General features: G+C 57.6%; 1 protein-coding gene. It reads left to right on the forward strand.

All coding sequences use genetic code 11. The features are described from left to right. Position 1: 1 nt before the first annotated feature. Positions 2-391 carry a crossover junction endodeoxyribonuclease RuvC gene (ruvC, locus tag NZM01_12615; GenBank protein ID MCS6960872.1) on the forward strand — a complete coding sequence of 130 codons (390 nt, stop codon included), beginning with the start codon at positions 2-4 and terminating at the stop codon, positions 389-391. Positions 392-512 lie beyond the last annotated feature (121 nt).

Here is a 512-nt window from a genome sequence, read left to right on the forward strand (position 1 = left end):
GGTGGCGCGGGATTTCGGGGTGATTGCCACAGCGCCTGACCTCTCTCTAGGGGAACGGCTGTGTGTGCTCTACCAGGACCTGCATACCTTGCTAGAGCAATGGCGGCCTGACCAAGTAGCCGCAGAAAAGTTATTTTTCTACCGCATGGCGAATACAATTGCCGTGGCCCAGGCGCGGGGTGTGTTACTGCTGGTACTCGCTCAGCGGGGATTGACCTTACAGGAATTTGCGCCACCCCAGGTCAAGCAAGCCCTCACCGGCTACGGCAAAGCCGACAAGTACGCCGTGCAACAAGCGGTTCAACAGGAACTGCACTTACCAGCGATTCCTAAACCTGACGATGCCGCTGATGCCCTCGCTGTGGCCCTGACCGCCAGTCGTTACTTGTGATGAAAAAAGGGCAGGCTGCTGGCAACCTACCCCTATTGGCTATTCATTCCATCGCAAGCGTGACTCTACTTCGTCCACACCGTGCCGTTCGACCAGCGGATGCAACTGGGACTCACCAGCG

Source organism: Pseudanabaenaceae cyanobacterium SKYG29, assembly GCA_025055675.1.
In the GTDB taxonomy this organism is placed as follows: Bacteria; Cyanobacteriota; Cyanobacteriia; order Pseudanabaenales; family Pseudanabaenaceae; genus M5B4.